14 protein-coding genes are annotated in these 16,437 nt (G+C 49.0%); 9 read left to right on the plus strand and 5 right to left on the minus strand.

Annotation, left to right across the window (positions count from 1 at the left end; translation table 11 throughout):
* Positions 1 to 29 precede the first annotated feature (29 nt).
* The gene (locus tag NBH16_RS23300) at positions 30 to 164 is read right to left on the minus strand and encodes a hypothetical protein (protein WP_005858250.1); all 135 of its coding nucleotides are present in this window, start codon (positions 162 to 164) and stop codon (positions 30 to 32) included.
* Positions 165 to 297: 133 nt separating this feature from the next.
* Between NBH16_RS23300 and NBH16_RS10705 the strand changes: the two genes are divergently transcribed.
* Genes NBH16_RS10705 through NBH16_RS10720 form a run of 4 tightly spaced genes read left to right on the plus strand, consistent with a single transcriptional unit; the run spans position 298 to position 5,457 of the window.
* A complete protein-coding gene (locus tag NBH16_RS10705; protein ID WP_195474476.1) occupies positions 298 to 1,296 on the plus strand; it encodes an isoaspartyl peptidase/L-asparaginase family protein in 999 nt (332 codons plus the stop codon).
* Between the two features lie 33 nt (positions 1,297 to 1,329).
* The gene (radA, locus tag NBH16_RS10710; protein WP_250788505.1) at positions 1,330 to 2,700 is read left to right on the plus strand and encodes a DNA repair protein RadA; all 1,371 of its coding nucleotides are present in this window, start codon (positions 1,330 to 1,332) and stop codon (positions 2,698 to 2,700) included.
* A gap of 13 nt (positions 2,701 to 2,713) precedes the next feature.
* On the plus strand, positions 2,714 to 4,318 hold the full coding sequence (locus NBH16_RS10715; RefSeq protein WP_008774174.1) for an NAD(P)/FAD-dependent oxidoreductase: 1,605 nt from the start codon (positions 2,714 to 2,716) through the stop codon (positions 4,316 to 4,318).
* 17 nt (positions 4,319 to 4,335) lie between these two features.
* A complete protein-coding gene (locus tag NBH16_RS10720; RefSeq protein ID WP_250788506.1) occupies positions 4,336 to 5,457 on the plus strand; it encodes a glycoside hydrolase family 43 protein in 1,122 nt (373 codons plus the stop codon).
* Here the strand turns inward: NBH16_RS10720 and NBH16_RS10725 are convergent.
* Positions 5,451 to 5,840, minus strand: coding sequence for a hypothetical protein (locus tag NBH16_RS10725; protein WP_005866180.1), 390 nt, complete (start codon positions 5,838 to 5,840; stop codon positions 5,451 to 5,453). The genes NBH16_RS10720 and NBH16_RS10725 overlap by 7 nt on opposite strands.
* A 12-nt stretch (positions 5,841 to 5,852) precedes the next feature.
* Complete coding sequence (locus NBH16_RS10730; RefSeq protein WP_211737337.1) at positions 5,853 to 6,662, minus strand: peptidylprolyl isomerase; 810 nt, start codon at positions 6,660 to 6,662, stop codon at positions 5,853 to 5,855.
* Between the two features lie 108 nt (positions 6,663 to 6,770).
* On the opposite strand from NBH16_RS10730, the gene NBH16_RS10735 reads away from it, so the two are divergent.
* From NBH16_RS10735 to NBH16_RS10745, 3 genes are all read left to right on the plus strand, one after another.
* Positions 6,771 to 8,447, plus strand: a complete 1,677-nt coding sequence (locus NBH16_RS10735) for a putative transporter (protein WP_008778112.1) — start codon at positions 6,771 to 6,773, stop codon at positions 8,445 to 8,447.
* Between the two features lie 244 nt (positions 8,448 to 8,691).
* Positions 8,692 to 9,546, plus strand: a complete 855-nt coding sequence (locus NBH16_RS10740; RefSeq protein ID WP_122144160.1) for an ROK family protein — start codon at positions 8,692 to 8,694, stop codon at positions 9,544 to 9,546.
* Between the two features lie 44 nt (positions 9,547 to 9,590).
* On the plus strand, positions 9,591 to 10,502 hold the full coding sequence (locus NBH16_RS10745) for a ThuA domain-containing protein (RefSeq protein WP_146376060.1): 912 nt from the start codon (positions 9,591 to 9,593) through the stop codon (positions 10,500 to 10,502).
* Positions 10,503 to 10,599: 97 nt separating this feature from the next.
* On the opposite strand, the gene NBH16_RS10750 is transcribed toward NBH16_RS10745, so the two are convergent.
* Positions 10,600 to 12,516 carry a RecQ family ATP-dependent DNA helicase gene (locus NBH16_RS10750; protein WP_122145420.1) on the minus strand — a complete coding sequence of 639 codons (1,917 nt, stop codon included), beginning with the start codon at positions 12,514 to 12,516 and terminating at the stop codon, positions 10,600 to 10,602.
* Between the two features lie 9 nt (positions 12,517 to 12,525).
* Positions 12,526 to 14,250: a single-stranded-DNA-specific exonuclease RecJ gene (recJ, locus tag NBH16_RS10755; RefSeq protein WP_005866190.1), complete on the minus strand. Its 1,725-nt coding sequence runs from the start codon at positions 14,248 to 14,250 to the stop codon at positions 12,526 to 12,528.
* A 223-nt stretch (positions 14,251 to 14,473) separates the two neighbouring features.
* Between recJ and NBH16_RS10760 the strand changes: the two genes are divergently transcribed.
* Complete coding sequence (locus NBH16_RS10760; protein ID WP_008774182.1) at positions 14,474 to 15,034, plus strand: L-threonylcarbamoyladenylate synthase; 561 nt, start codon at positions 14,474 to 14,476, stop codon at positions 15,032 to 15,034.
* 2 nt (positions 15,035 to 15,036) lie between these two features.
* Complete coding sequence (locus NBH16_RS10765; RefSeq protein ID WP_005866194.1) at positions 15,037 to 16,437, plus strand: sugar transferase; 1,401 nt, start codon at positions 15,037 to 15,039, stop codon at positions 16,435 to 16,437.

Consider the following 16,437-nt stretch of genomic DNA (forward strand, 5'->3'; position numbering starts at 1 on the left):
GCCGTGGTCATATTGCCACGGCACTTTTTTTAATCCGGCTCATGGGAATCTTTCCCATAAGCCTTGACAATATCCTTTACGATGTACCAGAGTACGAACACTACCATTATGCTTCCGATCAATATCTTTCCCACTCTTATGATAGAATCGATGTATTCTTCCATAATGTTATTATTTAAGAGATTACCGTTCGAAGTAAATGTACGGATAAAAATCGGGAAATAAGTCTATGTCTCTAAGATAATTCAGATATTTGTTCTATTTTTGAACATTGTATAAATGATTAAATATAATAGCATGTTAAAACAAATGATAGCCTTGACGGCTTTGATGGTGTCATCCATTGCTTTTGCGCAAGACCGGGAGTATGTAATCGTGGTACATGGTGGTGCGGGGGCGATGGCCGGATTGGAGGAAGATCCGGTTAAGTCGGCTCAATATTACGCCGCATTGGACTCCGCTTTAATGATTGGAGATAAAGTTTTGTCGGCGGGAGGCGAGGGACCGGAGGCGGTTATGGCCGTCATTAATTACTTCGAGGGAAATCCGTTGTTTAACGCCGGAATCGGTGCTACCTGTACGGCGGAGGGAACTTTTGAGTTGGACGCTTCCATCATGGAAGGCAAGGATTTAAGCGCAGGCGCTGTAGCTGGCCTAAAACACGTGAAGCATCCGATCAATGCCGCCTATGCCGTAAAGACAAAATCTCCGCATGTCATGCTGAGCGGAGCCGGTGCCGAGGAGTTCGCCAAGGAACAAGGCTTGGAAATGGTAGAAGACAATATGTATTTCGCTACGCCCAAGACGATGGGGTGGATCGAGAAGTTAAAGCAAGAAAGTAAGAAGAACGGTACGGTAGGCTGTGTCGTTCTGGATAAGCAAGGAAACTTAACGGCCGGGACCAGTACCGGCGGTATGTTTAAGAAACGTTGGGGGCGTATCGGTGATTCGCCCGTGATCGGGGCGGGAACGTATGCGGATAATAACAGTTGCGCTGTCTCCTGTACGGGGCATGGAGAGTATTTTATCCGTCATGCGGTAGCGTTCGATGTGTGTGCCCGCTATAAATACCTTAAGGAAAGCGTAGAGAAAGCGGCGGATTATATCATCCATACGGAATTGAATACGAACGCCGGCAACGGCGGCTTGATCGCCGTGGATAAACTAGGAAATATCGCCATGCCTTATAACAGTGGTGGCATGTTCCGCGGATTCTTGTATAAGGAGAAAGGTAGCCCGGAAATTAAGAAGGGCTGCGGTATCGGAAAGAAGATCGTTGTAGTAGGGGAAAAGTAGTTTTTTGTATCTTTACGCCAAATTCAAGATAGAATGGCGAAAACAAAAACCGTATATGTCTGCTCTAACTGTGGCGCTGATTCCCCGAAATGGCTGGGTAAATGCCCGAATTGTGGGGAGTGGAACACCTATGTGGAGGAGATCGTAACGAAGGAGCCTGCCGTGAAGCGGCCAGTTCCCGGTATTATGGAGGGCAATAAGATCCGTCCGGTGTTATTGCGTGATATAACGACGGAAGAGGAGGCCCGTATCGATTTAAAAGATGATGAATTAAACAGGGTCCTCGGCGGAGGCTTGGTGAAAGGCTCTTTGGTCTTGATCGGGGGAGAGCCGGGAATCGGAAAATCCACCTTGGTCTTGCAAACCGTGTTGGGCTTGACAGGCTTGAAAACCCTATATGTCTCGGGCGAGGAGAGCAGTCGCCAGTTGAAACTCCGGGCGGACCGATTATCGCATGATAATCCGAACTGTTTCATCTTATGCGAGACACATCTGGAACAGATTTTTACGCAAGTTGCCAATATCCAGCCGGACTTGATGATCATAGATTCCATACAAACCATCTTTACGGAGGTCGTGGAATCTTCCCCCGGCAGTGTTTCCCAAGTACGTGAGTGTAGTGCCGCTATCTTGAAATACGCCAAGGAAAGCGGTGTCCCGGTCTTATTGATCGGCCATATCAATAAGGAAGGCAGTATCGCCGGTCCGAAGGTATTGGAGCATATCGTGGATACGGTGTTGCAGTTTGAGGGCGATCAGCATTATATGTATCGTATCTTGCGGAGCATCAAGAACCGTTTCGGCAGTACGGCGGAACTAGGGATTTACGAGATGCGCCAGAACGGGCTTCGTGAGGTCAGCAATCCATCCGAGTTATTATTAACCCAGAATCATGAGGGACTGAGCGGCGTCGCCATCGCCGCCGCTATCGAGGGGGTACGTCCTTTCTTGATCGAGACGCAAGCCTTGGTCAGCTCGGCGGTTTACGGTACGCCGCAACGTAGCGCCACCGGATTCGATTTACGCCGAATGAATATGTTATTGGCGGTATTGGAGAAAAGGGCGGGTTTTAAGTTGATCCAGAAAGATGTTTTCTTGAATATCGCCGGAGGTTTGAAAGTGAATGATCCGGCTATCGATTTGGCGGTAATCAGCTCCATCCTTTCCTCTAGCTTGGATATCAGCATCGAGCCGGGTGTTTGTATGGCTGGCGAGGTGGGCTTGTCCGGAGAGATCCGTCCGGTCAACCGTATCGAGCAACGTATCTTGGAGGCGGAGAAGCTGGGTTTCTCCCGGATTATCATTCCGCATAATAATCTAAAAGGTTTCGATACGGCGAAAAGTAAGATCCAAATCGTACAGGTAAAGAAAGTGGAGGAAGCCTTTCGGCAACTATTCGGTTAATATATAATAAACAATGATAAAAGAATTACAACTCCGGATATTGCCGGAAGAGGCTGTTAATGAGCAATCGCTAAGGCAAGTAGTAGCCCGTGAGACGGGTGAGGCTCCGAAAAATATCCGAGCCGTACGCGTATTGAAACGTTCGATAGACGCACGCCAGCGAACGATATTTGTCAACGTGAAACTGCGTGTTTTCATGAACGAGATGCCCAGCGAGCCGGAATATCAATCGATAGAGTATAAAGATGTCTCGGCAGGGAAACCTGTGATCGTCGTAGGAGCCGGTCCGGGAGGTCTGTTCGCTGCCTTGCGCTTGATAGAGTTAGGTTTGCGCCCCATCATCGTCGAGCGAGGTAAGGACGTGCGGGAACGCAAGAAAGATATCGCCTTGATCAGTCGTGAGCATAAGGTGAACGGAGAATCAAATTATAGTTTCGGTGAGGGCGGTGCCGGCGCTTATTCTGATGGAAAGCTGTATACCCGTAGCAAGAAAAGAGGCTCGGTAGATAAGATACTGAATATCTTTTGCCAGTTTGGGGCCAGTCCCTCTATCTTGGCGGATGCCCATCCGCATATCGGAACGGATAAGCTCCCCCGTGTGATCGAGAATATCCGGGAGCAAATCAAGCGATGCGGAGGTGAGGTACATTTCGAGACCCGTATGGATGCTTTTATCATGAAAGAGAACGAGGTGATCGGCATCGAGACGAATACGGGAAAGAGCTTTTACGGGCCTGTTATCTTAGCTACCGGCCATTCCGCCCGTGATGTCTATAACTATTTATACGAACGCCAGATCCAGATCGAGGCGAAAGGGATCGCGGTCGGTGTTCGTCTGGAACATCCTCAGGAATTGATCGACCAAATCCAGTATCATCGGAAAGAAGGTCGTGGGAAATATCTTCCTGCGGCAGAGTATAGTTTTGTGACGCAAGCGAATAACCGGGGCGTCTATTCCTTCTGTATGTGTCCGGGAGGTTTCGTAGTTCCTGCGGCGAGCGGACCTAAGCAGGTCGTGGTAAATGGAATGTCGCCTTCTAACCGGGGTTCCCGCTGGTCTAACTCAGGGATGGTGGTAGAGATCCGTCCGGAAGATTATTCCGAACTGGTAGGGCAGGAGGAGCTTTATCTTCGGAATGGCGAGAAGGTGGATGCGGACTCCCCATTAGCGTTGATGGCCTTTCAGGAACGTCTGGAAGAGGTCTGTTGGTTGAATGGAGGCATGAAGCAAACGGCTCCCGCCCAGCGCATGGATGATTTCATGCGGAAGAAGAACTCTTTCGATTTACCGGTTTCCTCGTATACGCCGGGTCTGCTGGCCTCTCCGTTGCATTTTTGGATGCCGGAATTCGTGACCAGTCGCCTGCGGGAAGGTTTCCGTTATTTCGGTAAGGTCTCTAGAGGCTTCTTGACCAACGAGGCAACCATGATCGGCGTAGAGACCCGTACATCCGCTCCGGTTCGTATCCTCCGTGATCGGGATACCTATCAACACGTCACGGTAAAAGGTCTTTTCCCTTGCGGTGAGGGAGCGGGGTATGCGGGAGGAATCGTATCCGCTGCCATCGACGGGGAACGTTGTGCGGAAGGAGTGTATAATTTAGAATCCAATAAATAAGAAAAATGAAAAGTGGTATGAAAATAGGAATATCCCTTTGTCTGGGAGTTCTTATGTGTTTGAATGCGGGTTGTACGGGAAAGAAGTCTGCCGCGGAAGAGCCGGAATTAACGTACAGTAATCCTTTGTCGGTCCAGTTTGGCGATCCATACGTATTGTTGGCCTCGGACGGACGTTATTATATGTATGGTACCGGTGCTGGGGCTGTAGACGGCTTTTGCGCCTATTCTTCCGATGATTTGATCCATTGGAAGTCGGAAGGGCAGGTTTATCGGGGCAATACGCCCGATTCTTGGGCAATCGCTAATTTCTGGGCGCCGGAAGTGTACGAGCGTGACGGGAAGTTCTATATGTTCTTCAGCGCGGATTGGCGGAAGAATCCGACCAACGAGGAGGAAAATTTCCGTATCGGCGTAGCTGTGTCGGATAAGCCGACCGGACCATTTAAGGAATTGGCCGATGCTCCTTTGTTCGATCCGGGATATCCTGTAATCGACGGAAACTTGATCGAGGATGAGGAAGGCCGTACCTATCTCTATTATTCCCGTTGTTGCTATAAGCATCCGGTAGAAAGCGAGATCGCCGATGAGGCAAAGAAGAAAGGCATGTTCGACTCCGTTGAGGAAAGCTGGATTTACGGGGTGGAGGTCGCTCCGGATCTTACGCACGTGATTGGGGAACCCGTACTTCTGCTGCGTCCGCCTGTGAAATTGGATGATGCGCAAAGTGAATGGGAAAGTCGCTCGGTTACCAAAGGGGAGGTCGGACGTCGTTGGACGGAAGGCTCTTTCATGCTACGTCACAACGGCTTGTATTATATGATGTATTCCGCTAATTATTTTGGCGGGGCAAATTATGCGGTGGGATATGCCGTGTCCGAACATCCGTTAGGACCGTTTGAGAAGGCATCTAATAATCCGGTGCTGGAGAAGAACGTGGAAAAAGGCGGTATCGTCACGGGTACCGGACATAATAGCGTTACTTGGTCGAAGGACGGAAAACAAATGTATTGCGTTTACCACGGGCGTACCCAGAAGACAGGGGATGAGCGGGTCGTATTCATCGATAAAATGCGAATCGATGAGAATGGCCTTCTAGTCGTGGAAGGCCCTACCACTGATCCGCAATCTATTCAATAGTTATTTATCTCTTCCAGCAACGCCACTCGTTCCAATGAGAACGTAGTGTCGTTGCGTTGGATATATTCCAATAGCTCTTTCGCTCTTGCCCGGAGTTTTTTACCTTGCGCCTCCGGCAAAAGGAAACTTTCTTCCAGCAAGGTCTTGGTCGCCAGCTCCATGCGTTGGAGGCCACACGAATCATCACCGTCCAGATAAGTGCGGATGCCGTCGATAGGCGTGTTCAGCAAGAAATCGTTATCCAGTTTTAAGGATGTGTAGACGGATTGGATTAACTCGGGGTTCTTGCGTGCCCCATCGTTGGAATTACGATTGAAGATGATCTGGGCGATCACTTTGCCCAGTTCCTCGATCTGTACCATGATGAAATCTCTCTTTAACATAGGAGTGGTGAATTATTCGATCGTTATACTTTGGATGCGGATGTCTTTCTTCGGACGGTCATTCTGGTCTTTCGGCTGGGTGGCGATCTGATCCAGAACGTCGAACCCCTCCGTCAGCTCCCCGAAGATCGTATAAGTGCCGTCCAGATGATGGCAACCGCCTACGGTGGTATAAGCCTTCCGTTGCTCGTCCGTAAATAGCAAATGCCCGGGAGTTGCTTGAATAACGGAGTCTATCTGGGCGTTGATCATTCTCAATCGCTTCTGGTATTCCCGTTTGTTACTCATCTTTATCATATTCAACTCGGCACGGACCGGTGCGTAAAACTCCTTCAGGGCCTTTTGCCGGGCCGGATAGTTGGCGGTACGCTCTAACGTATCCAGTTCGGTTTCCCTATAGACCTTCCCCTGCACGATAAAGAATTGCGACATGTCCGATTTCTTTTGCGGGTTGACATCGTCCGGTTGGCGGGGAGCGGCCAAGGCTCCTTTCTTATGGAAATATTTCTCGTTGATCTCGGGCAGGATCTCGGCGGAAGGATCGCCAAAGCCGCATTTGGCACCGGCGGGAGCGTTCTTGGAATCCGGGGCTCCTCCTTGGATCATAAACTCCGGCAGGACACGGGTGAATAAGGTCCCGTTGAAATCCCCCCGTTTCGCCCGTTCGATAAAAGTACGGGTGTGATTAGGCACATCATCGTACAGGATGGCCCTCATAGTACCTACATTGGTTTTAATAACTACCGTTTTTCCAGCTTCTTGCGCCGAGGTGGCTACCACGCAAAGGAACAATGCTGATAAAATGTAATATATCTTTTTCATGAGATTTTAATTTAAAAGGTAAATATAGGTGTTATGTTGTAAAACACAAAGTAAATGCCTAACTTCGCGTCTTTATTAATAGGTAATAAGATTTTTAAAGATTTTAGCATGGATTGGATAAACGACTTATTATGGGGAGAAGGTATCGGGCATTCTATCCTTTTACTATCTTTCGTGATTGCCGCCGGCATTCAGTTGGGAAAGATAAAGGTGTTTGGGATTTCGCTTGGGATTACCTTGGTGTTGTTTGTAGGTATTATTTTAGGGCATTTTGGGTTTACGGTTAACCACAATGTGATTCATTTCTTTAAGGAATTTGGATTGATCTTATTTGTTTATTCGGTAGGTATGCAAGTCGGGCCGGGTTTCTTCTCGTCTTTTAGGCAGGGGGGAATCACGTTGAATATGCTTGCCTGTGGAATTGTCTTCCTTGGCGTGGCTACGGCTTTGGTATTGCATTTCGTGACAGGTATTCCGATGCCTACGATGGTGGGTATTTTATCGGGGGCGGTGACGAATACCCCCGGATTAGGTGCGGCTCAGCAGGCTTATTCCGATATGTACGGGGTTTCTGATAATACGATCGCCTTGGGTTACGCTGTGGCTTATCCGCTGGGCGTGATCGGTATTATTCTTTCGATCATTTTCGTACGTTACGTATTCCGTGTGAATTTCGATAAGGAGAATGACGATTTGAATAAGGAGGATGCCTCGCATACGAATGAGGCGAAACCGATCTCGCTGGTCGTAAAGAACCCTGCGGTTTTCGGTAAGACGGTAGGGGAGTTATCCGGTTTGATGGATCATCTGGATTTCGTGATTTCCCGTGTATGGCGTAATGATAACAAGCAGATCGAGATCGCTTCCGCCGGTACGATCTTGAATGAGGATGATAAGATTTTCGTGATCACGACTGATCAAGATGCCGAGTCCGTAAAGACATTCATCGGCGAGGAGATCGATATGGAGCGCAAGCAATGGATTCGTATGGAGAGCCAGTTTATCAACCGCCGTATCTTGATCACGAAACCGGAGTTGAACGGCAAGAAGCTGGGGCAGTTGAAACTGCGTAAATTATATGGTATCAATATCACCCGTATCAACCGTGCGGGCGTGGACTTGGTCGCTACGCCGGGCCTGACGTTGCAAGTGGGTGATCGTGTGAATGTGGTGGGTACCGAAACCGCTGTCTCCAATGTGGAGAAGGTATTGGGTAACTCCATGAAACGCTTGAACGAGCCGAATTTGATCACGATCTTTATCGGCATTGCCCTCGGTATTGTCTTGGGTAGTATTCCTATCACGTTCCCGGGCATTCCGCAACCGGTTAAGTTAGGTTTGGCGGGAGGTCCGCTGATCGTGGCTATCTTGATTAGCCGTTTTGGTTACCGTTATAAGCTGGTTACCTATACGACCCAGAGCGCTAACTTGATGTTGCGTGAGATCGGTATCACCCTCTTCCTCGCTTGCGTGGGTATCAGCGCCGGCGATGGTTTTGTGGATACGATCGTGAACAACGGCGGATTCGCTTGGATCGGTTACGGTTTCATTATCACGACGGTTCCTTTACTGATCATCGGTTGTGTAGGCCGCTATTTCTATAAGATCAATTATTTCACCTTAATGGGCTTGATCGCCGGTAGTACGACGGATCCGCCCGCTTTGGCTTACTCGAACGCTACGGCTGGAAACGACGCTCCTTCCGTAGGTTACGCAACGGTATACCCATTGACCATGTTTTTGCGGGTGCTTACGGCGCAATTATTGATCTTGTTCTTCGCTTGATGCGGTAGTTATAATGGTGCCGTCTTACACGTATACCGGCATTGCCTCACACGTATATCGACGTTGGCCTATGCGAACGTAGGCGTGAGGCGATGTCGGTATACGTGCTGGATGGAGTTGACGCCGGGGAAAATAAAAAGCATAGATGTATTAAATTTACCAGTTTAAAAGGCAATGTTATTCGTAGCATTGCCTTTTTTGTTAGTTTTGTGGGAGTATAATCTAATTTAATATCGTGGAAAGAATGAGTGTAGAGAAGAAAAACGCTTATATCGGAGTGGATTTAGGGGGGACGAATATGCGTGCCGGCCGTATCGCAGGGGATCGATTAGTGGCTCAGGGGAATGCCCCGACTCCCCAGGACGCCGCGGATTGCGGGGAGACATTGGAGGCTTTGATAGAGGTGATCCGTTCAGTGTGGGACGAGGGCGTGGTAGCTATCGGTATCGGTGTGCCGAGCGTGGTGGATCGTGAGAAGGGGATCGTATATAACGTGGTGAATATCCCGCATTGGGAGGAGGTACATTTGAAGGAGATCTTGGAGGCTCGCTTCTCCGTGCCGGTTTATGTGGATAACGACGCGAATTGCTTCGCTCTGGGTGAGCGTATCTTTGGCGACGGAAAGACGGTTGATAACTTCGTGGGCCTCACCTTGGGTACGGGCCTGGGGGGTGGAATTATCCAGAATGGCAAGCTGCTGGCCGACGCTAATTGTGGCTCGGGAGAGTTTGGCATGATTCCCTACCAAGGACAGATCTTGGAATATTTCTGTAGCGGTTCCTATTTCATGAACGTATGGGGCGTGGATGGGAAGGAGATGTACACCCGTGCGATGCGGAAGGACGAGCAGGCGCTGGAGGCTTACCGGCAGTTGGGCGTACATGTGGCCGCCGCTATCAAGATCGTGGTATTGACGGTAGATCCGGAGATGATCGTCTTCGGAGGCTCGGTGACCTCCGCCCATGAGTTGTTTGAGGAGAGCATGTATGAGGACTTGAAGGATTTCGCTTATCCGAACTCTATCAAGAACTTGAAGATACGTTTCTCTAAGCTGGAGAATCCGGGGCTATTCGGTGCCGCTTCCCTTTGTTATGAATAAATAAAGACGGATAATCAATTGTTTACTTAAATCTGATTCATACCATGAGACATGTATTTTGTAGGAAGATCGTTTTCCTTTTGGCCGCTTTACTGGTTGTATGTGGCATGTCGGCCCGTAAGCCGATCAAGACGTTATTAATAACGGGGCAGAATAACCATAATTGGCAGGTGAGCCACGTGGTGCTTAAACAGATATTGGAGAACTCGGGACGCTTCTCCGTGGATTTCGCGGTCTCTCCGGAGGCGGGGAAGGATATGTCCGGCTTTGTCTTGGATTTTAGTCCTTACGAGCTGGTGGTGCTGGATTATAATGGGGATGCTTGGCCGGAAGAGACAAACCGTCGTTTCTTGGAATATGTGCGAGGAGGTGGTGGTGTCGTGGTCTATCATGCCGCTGATAACGCCTTCGTGAACTGGCCGGAATACAATAAGATTTGTGCCTTGGGCGGTTGGGAGAACCGGGATGAGAAAGCGGGACCCTATGTATATTGGAGCGATGGTAAGTTGATAAAGGATAGCTCGGCGGGCGTGGGTGGCTCTCATGGCAAGCAACATGAGTATGTGCTGAATGCCCGGAACCATGAGCATCCGATCATGAAGGGGCTGCCGAATAAATGGAAACATGCGCAGGATGAGTTATATGATCGTATGCGTGGCCCGGGAAATATAAAGGATTGCTTGTATACCGCTTATTCGGACAAGGAGACCGGAGGCTCCGGTCGTGAGGAGCCGTTGATCTTTACGGTTGATTATGGGAATGCCCGTATATTCCATACGATGCTAGGGCATGCGGGGGAAACGGTAGAGAATTGTCCGGCTATGCAATGCGCCGGCTTCCAGATCACCTTGTTAAGAGGTGCGGAATGGGCCGCTACCGGCAAGGTAACCCAAAAGGTTCCCACTGATTTCCCGACGGAAAAACAAGTATCTAATCGGAGTAATTATAAGCGGTGATACTTGGTTTATTAGAATGCCCATTGTAAGCTCCTTATGATGGGCATTCTAGCAAGCTAACAATGGGCATTCTAAGGAGCTTACGATGGGCATCGTGCTATTTTGCTGAATCCTCGTGCGATAGATAGCCGTCGCTTAATGTGAATCGGGGATCTTGATCCGCCAGAAAGCGGATGGCCGTGAGGCTTTTCTCTTGAGGGAAAGGTAATTTCTCAATAAGCTCTTTCACGGGGATAGGGGATTCCTCGGCCAATACCTTTACGAGACTTTCCCGGATAGCGCTGAATTCCCAATTCATAAGCTGTGATTCATGCTTCGATAAGCATACGTCGCAACAGCCACAAGGGGCGGAATCTTCCTCGCCGAAATAGGATAGGAGCATGCGGCTACGGCATACCCGCTCCTCGTTGATATATTCCAGCACCTTCTCGATCCGTTTCCCGAAACGCTCCTTGCGTTCCTCATACGCCGAGCGGGGTATGGAAAGATACCGCTGTTCCTCCCGGGTCTGGGTATAGATAATCAACGGGGTTTTCTTATGCGGGATGTAGTTTACGATCCGGTATCTGGATAAACCTACCAAGGTCTCATACACCTCGTGAGGCGTTACTCTCGCACGGGTAGCGATTACGCTCTCATCTATATAAACATAATCCGCAAATAACCCGGTGTAAGAACGCAAGATCGTCTGAATCACCTCATCCGTTCGCTTGTTCTCACTTAAATACCTGTAAAGCTCGTCACGGGTAGCCGTGAACATCAGGCGGGAAGCGTTGTCCACCTCCTCCGTATACTCGATATAGCCCGATAGCCCAAGGATCTTCAAGGCATGATGCGCTTGCAATAAAGAGAACTTATAAGCGGAACAAAAATCCGTTAACGAGAAATCGTGTACCGTGTCTAGCCCGTACCCTACGGCGATCTGGTAATAATTACCCAACGCCTCATAGACCCGGTAGATAAACTCCTTGTCCGGAAACTCATCCGCCAGCCGTTTCTTTAGCTTGGCGCTATCCGTGGAGGAACAAAGAGCCACGGCGAAGGCTTTCTTCTCATCACGCCCCCCGCGTCCGGCCTCTTGATAATATTCCTCCAACGATCCCGGCATATCCATATGCACGACCAATCGTACGTCCGGCTTATCGATACCCATACCAAAAGCGTTGGTCGATACGATTACCCGGCACTCGTTGTTTTTCCAACGGGCCTGACGCAGTTCTTTCTCGTCACGGTTTAATCCGGCATGGAAGAAATCGGCGGAGATACCCGCCTGTTGCAGCATGACGGCGATCTCCTTGGTGCGTTTCCGATTGCGGACATATACGATGGCCGTACCCGGAACTTTTCCCAATATATAAACGAGTGTATTTAACTTATCTTCCGTCTTCCGGACAATATAAGCCAGATTTTTGCGGGCGAAGCTCTTTTGAAATACGTTCTTCTCCTTGAACCGCAGACGCTCTTGTATGTCATTCACCACTTCCGGGGTAGCCGTGGCGGTCAAGGCCAATACCGGAACACCCGGCAATAAGTCCCGGATCTCAGCGATATTGAGGTAAGAAGGACGGAAATCATATCCCCATTGCGAGATACAGTGACTCTCGTCGATCACTAGCAGACAAACTTGCATGGCCTCCATCTTGATCCGGAAAATATCCGTACTAAGCCGCTCTGGGGAGACATACAAAAACTTATACCCTCCGAAGATGCAATTCTCCAGTTGCGTGATAATCTCTTGCCGGCTCATGCCCGAATAAATAGCCGTAGCCTTGATGCCGATCCGGCGTAAGTTCTCCACTTGGTCTTTCATCAAGGCGATCAAGGGAGTGACGACGATGCAAATCCCTTCCATCGCCAAGGCCGGCACCTGAAAGGTGATGGATTTACCACCACCTGTAGGCATCAGCCCAAGCGTATCTTTTCCGGCACAGACGGAATGGATAATATCCTCCTGCAAGGGGCGAAAAGCAGGGTATCCCCAATACTTCTCTAATATCTTATGGTAGACGTCCACCTGTCCTCCTCATATATCGTCGGGTTTGATGTCTTTGATCATCAGCTGGATAGAGGTGTTGCCGTTGTAGGTGTTCTCCTCCACCGTGTAGCAGATGTTGAAAGGCTTCATACCCTTGATATGGTCGTTGTGCCTGTGCATGCCGAAAGCGATGGCGTGCATGGGGGTGCTTGAGTTTCCGTCGATCAATTCCAGCTTGAGATGCTCCAGTTCCTTACCCACGAGCTTACTGGTGCCGTAGTCCTTTACGCCAAGCGAGCAGAATACAGGCTTCTGGTTGTCCGGTCCGAACGGGCTCATCTTCTTTAGGTCGTTCACGAACTTCTGGTTGATCTCTTTCAAATCCAAGATAGCGTCGATATCGATCTGTGGGATCATCTGTTCCGGTATGATCTCCTCGGATGCGATCTTCAAGAAACGCTCGGTGAATGCCTCTAGGTTCTCCTCCCGAAGGGAAAGCCCGGCGGCGTAGGTATGTCCCCCGAAATTCTCCAATAAATCCCGGCAGCTCTCTATCGCCTTGTAAATATCGAAACCCGTTACGGAACGTGCCGATCCGGTGATCAACTCGGACGATTTGGTAAGAACGACCGCCGGACGGTAATACTTCTCGGTCAAACGGGACGCTACGATACCAATCACGCCTTTGTGCCATCCCGGGTTATACACCACGATCGCCTTCCGGTCATCCATGTTCTCTACTTCGTCGATGACAGCGTTCGCCTCGTCGGTGATCTTCTTGTCCAATTCCCGGCGTTCCTCATTATATTGGTTGATGCTCTCGCTCTTCTCCCGGGCACTGGCGCTATCCTTGGACAGTAGCAGTTCCACCGCCTCCTTCCCGTTCATCATACGGCCGGAAGCGTTGATACGGGGACCGATCTTGAATACGATATCACTGATCGTGATCTCCTTTCCGGTCAATCCGCAGATATCGATGATCCCTTTCAGCCCGAGGCTGGGGTTGCTGTTCAATTGCTTCAGCCCGTAATAGGCGAGGATGCGGTTCTCTCCCGTAATCGGGACGATATCCGAGGCGATACTGACCGCCGTCAGTTCCAACAACTTCTCCAGATCCGAGAACGGGAAATTATTACTCTTGGCGAACGCCTGCATGAACTTGAATCCCACTCCGCAACCCGATAAATGCTCATACGGATAGATAGAATCCGAGCGCTTGGCATCCAATACGGCGACAGCGTCCGGCAAAGTGGCGTCTGGCATATGGTGGTCGCAAATAATAAAGTCGATACCTTTCTCCTTGGCGTACTCGATCTTCTCGATCGCTTTGATACCGCAATCCAGCGAGATAACCAGCGACACGCCGTTCTCGGCGGCATAATCGATACCCTTGTAAGAAATACCGTACCCCTCGTCGTATCGATCTGGGATATAGAAATCCAAGGTAGACGAGTAAGGTCTTAAATACTTGAAGACGAGCGATACCGCTGTCGTTCCATCCACGTCGTAATCGCCGTAGATCAAAATCTTTTCTTTATTCCCCAAGGCTTTGTTCAAGCGCCTCACCGCCTTATCCATATCCGGCATAAGGAACGGGTCGTGCAAATCGTTCAAGCTGGGTTTAAAGAATTTCTTCGCCTCTTCGATCGAAGTGATACCTCGTTGAACGAGCAAGAGACAGATCACCGGGCTGAATCCTAATTCAGCCACCAATTGGTCTCTCTTATGTAACTCTTCTTCTGATGGGGTTTGAAAGTTCCATTTGTTAATCATTATATATTGTTTTTTTCTTTTTTGCTTGCCTGATACTACGGATACCTTGTCATCCTTAATCTACCGTATGACAAAGGCGAGATTTCCGCAATATATTTCAACCCGTAAAGTTAGAAATTAAATATGGTATATCCGGTATGGCTTAAAGAAAATAGTTTTTTTGTTATTATTTTTTTGAAGTAGGAGAATGATTCGTACATTTGCCTAAATATTATAAAATACAATGACGGAAGATATTAAAAAAGCTTGCGAAGTAATGGCCGCAGGCGGCATAATACTTTATCCTACAGACACTATCTGGGGAATTGGTTGCGACGCTACCAATGAAAAAGCCGTACAAAGAGTGTACGAGCTAAAGCGAAGGGCAGACAATAAGGCTATGTTGGTCTTGATGGACAGCGAGGCTAAATTGGATAGGTACGTGTCGGATGTTCCCGATATCGCTTGGGATTTGATTAGCGTGTCTGATAAGCCGTTGACCATCATTTACTCAAGTGCCAAGAACTTGGCGACAAATCTATTGGGAGCCGATGGTAGCGTGGGTATCCGCATCACGAACGAGGAGTTCTCCAAGAAATTGTGCGAGCGCTTCCGTAAACCCTTGGTCTCTACTTCCGCCAACGTAAGCGGCGAGCCTTCTCCCGCTAATTTCAGCGAGGTATCGGAGGTGATCAAGGAGGGTGTGGATTATATCGTGAGTTATCGTCAGGACGATATGAGCAAGGCCGCTCCGTCCGGCATTATCAAGCTAGGAGCCGGTGGGCTTGTGCAGGTAATTAGATAAGGATGAAGAAAAGCGTACAAGCCGGAAAATATATTGTCTCGGATTTTATAGCGTCGTCGGTAGTCTGGTTATTATTTAACCTGATACGCTATGAGGAGGTGGCGGTGTATGAAGGGTTTGATACCGTCGGGGCCTTTTTGCTGCATATCCCCTCGTTGAAGGGGCAGCTATTGATCCCGTTTTTCTGGTTCGTATTATATTGGTTTTCCGGTTATTATAATAAACCGTTCGGTAAGTCGAGGCTTACTGAGTTGTTCTCTACCCTTGGGAGCGTGTCGATCGGTGTCGTGATCTTGTTTTTTGCCTTAGTGCTGAATGACTTGCCCCGTTCCTATCATGTGTATTATGATATGTTTTTCTCTTTATGGGGATTACAGTTTGTCTTGACGTATATTCCCCGGTTATTGATTACGCAGGCCGGGTTACGGAAGATAAAGTGCAGGGAATGGGCGTTGAACGTATTGATGATTGGGGCGGGGAAGAAGGCGGCGTGTATTGCCGACGACCTGTATGGGTTGGGTTATAATATCGTCGGTTTTGTCTCCGATGGTACGGAGAAAAAAGGCGGGGTCGCCGGAGATCGTGTGATCGGTAGGCTGGAATCTTTGCCGGTGATTGTAGAGGAGAAAAAGGTGGATGAGCTGGTTGTCGCCTTGGAGACGGTGGATAATAGCCGTTTGATGGATATCCTGTATTCGTTATATTGCTATAAACGGCCGATCAAGATATTGGCGGATAAATCCAGTTCATTATCGCAAGTAAAGATCAAGGCGATAAAGGGCGTTCCGCTGGTGGACGTGACGGATAACAACTTCTTGCCCATCGAGCAGAATGTAAAGCTCTTTATGGATAAGATGTTATCTCTGATTTTCTTGGTGCTCTTATCTCCCTTGTTCCTGTATATCGCTTGGCGGGTGAAGCGGGATTCCCCCGGCCCGGTGTTTTTCAGTCAGGAACGGATCGGATACATGGGCGAGCCTTTCATGATCTATAAGTTTCGTACGATGTATACGAACGCCGAGGAAGAAGGTCCGTTGCTCTCTTCCGAGGACGATTCCCGTATCACTCCCTTCGGACGGGTGATGCGGAAATACCGCTTGGACGAGTTACCGCAGTTCTGGAACGTGCTGAAAGGGGATATGTCGCTAGTTGGCCCCCGTCCGGAACGTAAATATTTCATCGAGCGGATCGTGAGGAAAGCCCCCTTCTACTATCTGCTGCATAACGTACGTCCGGGAATCACCTCGTTGGGTATGGTGAAATATGGATATGCCGGCAGTGTGGATGAGATGATCGAGCGCTTGGAATATGATATATTATACTATGAGAATATGTCCTTGATTCTGGACATAACGATTCTCATTTATACAGTTAAAACAGTGTTTACAGGTAAAGGTATTTAA

This window comes from Parabacteroides sp. Y3-G-102, from assembly GCF_023656845.1.
GTDB classification, from domain to species: domain Bacteria; phylum Bacteroidota; class Bacteroidia; order Bacteroidales; family Tannerellaceae; genus Parabacteroides; species Parabacteroides distasonis.